This is a genomic window from Pontibacterium sp. (genome assembly GCF_041587635.1).
Lineage (GTDB): Bacteria > Pseudomonadota > Gammaproteobacteria > Pseudomonadales > Balneatricaceae > Pontibacterium.
In genome coordinates this window covers 1-5990 of sequence record NZ_JBFGYC010000228.1, presented here as the reverse complement: position 1 = coordinate 5990, position 5990 = coordinate 1, and the positions used below count along the sequence as shown (strand labels likewise).

5 protein-coding genes are annotated in these 5990 nt (G+C 49.5%); all 5 read left to right on the top strand.

From position 1 onward, the window contains the following. The coding region (locus ABYW01_RS11995) for a hypothetical protein (protein WP_372832946.1) at positions 1–231 on the top strand (231 nt) is incomplete at its 5' end. Between the two features lie 26 nt (positions 232–257). After that, positions 258–1817, top strand: a complete 1560-nt coding sequence (locus ABYW01_RS11990; RefSeq protein WP_372832944.1) for a methyl-accepting chemotaxis protein — start codon at positions 258–260, stop codon at positions 1815–1817. A gap of 141 nt (positions 1818–1958) precedes the next feature. Next, positions 1959–2423, top strand: a complete 465-nt coding sequence (locus tag ABYW01_RS11985; RefSeq protein ID WP_372832943.1) for a DUF523 domain-containing protein — start codon at positions 1959–1961, stop codon at positions 2421–2423. 68 nt (positions 2424–2491) lie between these two features. Next, a complete protein-coding gene (locus ABYW01_RS11980) occupies positions 2492–3316 on the top strand; it encodes a mechanosensitive ion channel family protein (RefSeq protein WP_372832942.1) in 825 nt (274 codons plus the stop codon). Positions 3317–3659: 343 nt separating this feature from the next. After that, the gene (locus ABYW01_RS11975) at positions 3660–5381 is read left to right on the top strand and encodes a proline--tRNA ligase (protein WP_372832941.1); all 1722 of its coding nucleotides are present in this window, start codon (positions 3660–3662) and stop codon (positions 5379–5381) included. The last annotated feature ends 609 nt before the right edge of the window (positions 5382–5990 follow it).

The window sequence follows — 5990 nt, the reverse complement described above, 5'->3', positions numbered from 1 at the left end:
TTCGTTGGGCCTCGAAACAAACTACCCAAAAGGTTAATAAATAAATTCGTGCTCACACATTTCAAGGACCGGCTTAATCAAATCATCAAAGGCAAACAATCACGTCACCATTATCAAAAAGCGATCAAGCTGAGAAACACCCGACATCCGGGCGCTTATGCTTCCGATTACGCAACAAGGAGGGTGCTTGGCATAGTTCCTGCTGTACCCAAAGGTTCTTCAGAAAAATGAAATAGCCTTGGAGCCACACCCAAAAGATGGATATTAATAAGAATAACAGCCCGTCCAACAGTGACATCCTGGTTGTAACAACAGACCCAAAAGCCAATATTCGTTACGCCAGCGAAGACTTCTGCCGAACATCGGGTTATCGTCGCGAAGAACTGGTTGGTAAAAACATCAACATCCTGCGACATCCAGATATGCCAAAAGGCCCATTCCAACAGCTGTGGGAGACCGTAGAAGCAGGCCACCCATGGATGGGGATGATTCTTAACCGGAATCGATCCGGCGGAGACATGTGGGCTGACACCTACATTATTCCCACTCTAGAGCATGGCGAGATCACGGAATACCAGATCATTTACCGGAAACCGTCAGCAACAGCCGCTCGATTCGCAGCAGATATCTATGAACAACGCCGTCAGGGCAAAACGCCGAAGGCGCTTTCACGCAAACAGTTTGAACTGGGCACGAAGCTGAGTTTAGCCGCTCTCGCATCCCTGCTTCCCTCGATAATTTTTCTGTTATGGCTATCCCCGACACCAGGCGCATTTGCCGTGGCTTCACTCTCTGCGGTGATGGCAATAACAGGTTGTAAATTACTTACTCGCCGCTTCAAAACCTTGGTCGATAATAGCCGACGTATTGTCAGCCATCCGGTAAAGCAGCTGGTATATACCGGCACAGCTGACGATGTGGGCCAGCTCGAGCTGGTTCAGTGTCAGTTGCTATCACAACTTGATGCCGTGTTGCGGCGCATTCAAAACACGTCAGATGAGGTAAAACACAGCTCAGATAGCTCTGCCAACATCATGAGTTCAACCTTTAACGACATACAGACCCAAACGGCAGCGCTTGAACAGATTGCCGTTGCTGCTGAAGAGATGACGGCAACAACCGGGGACGTTGCTCAGAATACCCGTTTGGCACTGGAGCAGGTACATCAGGCTCAGCATGACGCGCAACTGGGCACTGTCGTGGTAGATAACGCGGTGAATGCGATCAAGGACCTGGATTCAGCCATTGATCGTATTGGAGAAAACCTATCGAGTCTTGAAGCACGCAACGCCCAGATCGATAAGGTTGTGGTGGTCATTCATGACATCGCTGAGCAAACCAATTTACTCGCACTGAATGCTGCTATTGAAGCAGCCCGCGCCGGAGAAAATGGTCGCGGTTTTGCGGTAGTTGCAGATGAGGTACGCTCACTGGCTCAGCGAACGCGCCTCTCTACCACCGAAATAAGCAATATTATTGAGGGCTTACAGAACGAAACCAGAGGCATTTCAAAAGCGATGAAAAGCGGCCAGGAGCTTGCCGATTCAACTGTCCACCAGATCGAAGAAGCAGGTAGCAATCTTATCTCTATCATTGAAGCAGTTGATAGCATCAGCCATATGACCACCCAGATTGCCAGTGCGACCGAACAACAAAACTCCACCACGCTTGAGGTTAACGAACAGATCCATACCCTAAGTGATGCGGCCTTAAAAGCGTCCTCTCAGGCCCAGGAAACACTCAATATGAATAAAACAACGGTGCGCCTGGCGCAATTACAGAGCAACATGGTTGAACGTATTATTGCCAATAGTTAGGAATGTCGGGTCAACGTTAGAGACATTCGGGGCAAACGAAATCTGCTATCAGCCTGACCTCGGTCAAAGCATAACCTCTTGCAGCGGTTATCTCTGCGAGTAAAATACTCCGCCGAGAATAACAATAAGAACGGCTTTGTCATGGGAAAAGTACTAATAAGCGCATGTCTGATGGGCGACCAGGTTCGTTACGACGGTCGCGATAACCTTATCGATCACCCAGTAATCAAACGCTGGCACGATGAAGGGCGTCTCGTAAAAATCTGTCCGGAATGTGCCGGCGGTTTATCAATACCCCGCGCACCATCAGAAACACAATCCAAATTTCCGATCATGATCACCGATCGCACCGGTGAAGACGTGACCCCTGCGTTTTTGATGGGCGCAGAGAAAACACTAGAGCTGGCGAAGAAAGAACACGTCTGCTGCGCTTTGATGAAAGCTAAAAGCCCGTCTTGTGGCAATACACAAATTTATGATGGCAGCTTTTCAGGACAATTGATCGAAGGCAGCGGCGTAGCAGCATCAGAACTTTTACGCAGCGGCATTCCGGTGTTTAATGAGCATCAACTGGAAGAACTGTTCCAGTTCGTTGATCAACGCTAGGGAAGCTTCGGACACTTTTCACGCCCGCTGACTCTCTGGCCAATCCTTGCTGCCGGAGAGTCCAAGCGATGCTAGAGGAACTTCAATCCCTCACCCACTTCTACACCCTGATTGTAGATTTCTTCGTTAACTACAGTTTTCAAGTTATCGGCGCGATTATCATTTTTATAATCGGCCTGATCATTGCCCGTTGGTTTAGCAACATTACGCTTCGCATTTGCGAACGAAATGAAATAGACATCACCCTGCGCATGTTCATTGCCAACTGCGTACGGCTGCTGTTTATTGCCATGATCGTTGTTATCTGTCTGGGCAAGTTTGGTATCAGCGTTGCCCCATTTGTGGCGGCCATCGGTGCCATATCCCTCAGCGTCGGATTGGCTTTACAGGGTGTATTTTCAAACTACGGCGCTGGCTTCACCATTATCTTGACCCGTCCGTTTGTGGTGGGTAACACCATTAAAATTAATGACATTACCGGCATCGTTGAAGAGATCCGTTTAGCTTACACCCTCTTATCCACCGAAGACGGGGAGCTGATCACCATTCCCAACAAACATATTGTTGGCGAAGTTATCACTAACTCCTTTGCCAATAAGGTTGTCGAAGCCAGCATAGGGATCAGTTACAGCGCAGACGCTAACCATGCCATCAGCATTGTCAGAGAGGTCTTGTCGGGGTTCGAAGAGATCACGCAGGAACCAGCCCCTCAGGTGGGAATTGAAGGCTTTGGAGATTCTTCGGTTGATATCGGCTATCGCTATTGGGTACCCACTCAGCGCTACTTTGAACTACAGTATCAGGTCAATCTGGCCGTCTATACCGCCTTCCAGCAAGCCTCTATTGAGATCCCATTCCCGCAACGGGAAGTGACGCTGAAAAACAGCGCGTAAGCATCATCGGCAAAATATGGGGTGGTTGATCAGCCACCCCATTTGCCTTTCCCCACCGGACAGGTTTCCCATAGAGGAAACACAAACCTCAATAATCCTTCCCCAAAAGCAACCAACCTTCCGTGATAACGCGAAAGTAAAATTCTGCTTTTACGCCCCCTATCACCCACCTCAGCAGAACACACTCACCCTTATTGCACGATTAGTAACCGGAAACAGGGTATTTGAGGCGGGAATATGCGGAACACGACCAATTGATTCAATACAAACCTTGGCAGGCTGCGGACGGAGCCCTAAAATGGTCGGTTTTCAACGATTGAATTCACTCATGGGTTAAGGATCTATGCGCGCAAGCCAATATCTGATTGCTACTCTTAAAGAGACACCATCCGACGCAGAAGTTATCAGCCATCAGCTGATGCTGCGTGCCGGTATGATTCGCAAACTGGCATCCGGCCTCTACACCTGGCTGCCGATGGGTCTTAAAACCCTGCGCAAGGTGGAAAAAATTGTCCGCGATGAAATGGACAAATCCGGCGCCCAAGAAGTACTGATGCCCGCGATCCAGCCTGCTGAGCTTTGGGAAGAGTCTGGCCGCTGGGAGATGTACGGACCAGAACTGCTGCGCGTACGTGACCGTCACAACCGTGAATTCTGCGTTGGCCCAACCCACGAAGAAGTCATCACTGACATGGTTCGCCGTGAGCTGAAGAGCTATAAACAGCTGCCAGCGAACTTCTATCAGGTACAGACCAAATTCCGCGACGAAATTCGCCCACGCTTTGGCATCATGCGCTCCCGTGAATTTGTCATGAAGGATGCGTACTCGTTCCACGTTGGCAAAGAATCGTTGCAGCAAACCTACGATGTGATGTACGAGGCGTACACCAACATCTTTACCCGTCTGGGCCTGGATTTCCGTCCGGTACTCGCCGACACCGGATCGATCGGTGGTAACGCGTCACACGAGTTCCATGTACTGGCAGACTCCGGAGAAGACGATATCGCATTCTCCGATACCAGCAGCTATGCCGCTAACGTCGAGCTGGCAGAAGCGCTGGCACCCGCGGGCGAGCGCGCTGCCCCAACCGCTGAGATGACGCTGGTTGATACGCCAAACGCGAAAACCATTGCCGAACTGGTTGAGCAACACAACGTGCCAATCGAGAAAACCGTCAAGACACTGGTGGTGATGGCATCTGAAGAGTGCGAAGCCGACTTCGTTGCACTGCTGGTACGAGGCGATCATGATCTGAACGAGATCAAAGCCGAGAAACTGGCACAGGTCGCTGAGCCGCTGACCTTTGCCACTGAAGAACAGTTCCGCGATGTCATTGGTGCAGGCGCAGGTTCTTTGGGACCGGTTAATCTGAATATCCCATGCATCATCGATCGTGCACTGGCCAATGCTTCAGATTTCGGTGCAGGTGCAAATATCGACGGCAAACATTACTTCGGCATCAACTGGGAACGTGATCTTCCAATGCCGGAAGTTGCGGATCTGCGTAATGTGCTTGAAGGCGACCCAAGCCCGGATGGTCAGGGCAACCTGATCATTAAACGTGGCATTGAAGTTGGTCACATTTTCCAGCTGGGCCAGAAGTACTCAGAAGCGCTGAACGCGACCGTTCTGGATGAAAACGGCAAATCCGTTGTGATGGATATGGGTTGCTACGGTATCGGTGTAACACGTGTTGTCGCGGCAGCTATTGAACAGAACTACGATGACCGTGGCATTATCTGGCCTGAGTCTATCGCACCGTTCACCATCTCCATTGTGGCACTGAAATACGAGAAATCCGAAGAAGTGCGCGCCGAATCAGAGCGTCTCTACAACGAACTCACAGCCGCTGGCTATGACGTCTTACTGGATGACCGCGCGAAGGTCAGCCCGGGTGTTAAGTTTGCTGATATGGAACTGGTCGGCATTCCTCACCGTGTTGTCATCTCCGACCGCGGCATCAAAGCAGGCACAGTGGAATATAAACACCGCCGTGACGAGGACAAGCAAGAAGTGGCGCTTGATCAGATCGTAGATCTGCTGAAGCAAAGCGTAAAAGACTAAGCTCCTCCCCTCAGACTAAAAGCCACGGCAACTGCTGTGGCTTTTAGTCGTATCTAAACTCCGCGTTTTAGTCAGCACCACCACTGCGACAGCCGAGCTAAACTAAATCGCTGCCTACTGTCCAAGTGCACGATCCCTGCTCATATTTTCTTTCAGCTTCATTGAAGCCCAAACTTCAATGACGAGCATCCAATCACCCCTAATATCAATAAGAGGCTTGCCACAAATCTAAACAAAGGTATAACTATCGACGATTTCCTCGGTTTTCTGGCGCCAGTGACTTGTCCTTATGAACCATATTAGTGTACAAAATAGTTCGGTAGAGGAACTACCGACAGAATAACAATAAATAATAGTGTTCTAATTTAGTTTGCAACTTCGATTCAAATAATGAGACCACATGTAATTCTACGATCTGCTTATGTAATTACTGTTCTGCAAACTCGATTAGCACTCTGACAGGATAAAAGATGAATATCGGATCGTTTGGTTTTCCTGCCGACCAGCTCGTTAAGCTCGAAAAAATGCTTAAGCTGTCAAAAAATAATCGTTATGTACTGACCGAGTTTAACCCTGAAAACCTCCCAGACCTCCTGCTTGTATTTGGCA

What these genes read in the sequence shown, in the direction of transcription:
- ABYW01_RS11975 (WP_372832941.1), top strand. Translation starts at nt 3,660, where the DNA reads ATGCGCGCAAGCCAATATCTGATTGCTACTCTTAAAGAGACACCATCC.
- ABYW01_RS11990 (WP_372832944.1), top strand. Translation starts at nt 258, where the DNA reads ATGGATATTAATAAGAATAACAGCCCGTCCAACAGTGACATCCTGGTT.
- ABYW01_RS11985 (WP_372832943.1), top strand. Translation starts at nt 1,959, where the DNA reads ATGGGAAAAGTACTAATAAGCGCATGTCTGATGGGCGACCAGGTTCGT.
- ABYW01_RS11980 (WP_372832942.1), top strand. Translation starts at nt 2,492, where the DNA reads ATGCTAGAGGAACTTCAATCCCTCACCCACTTCTACACCCTGATTGTA.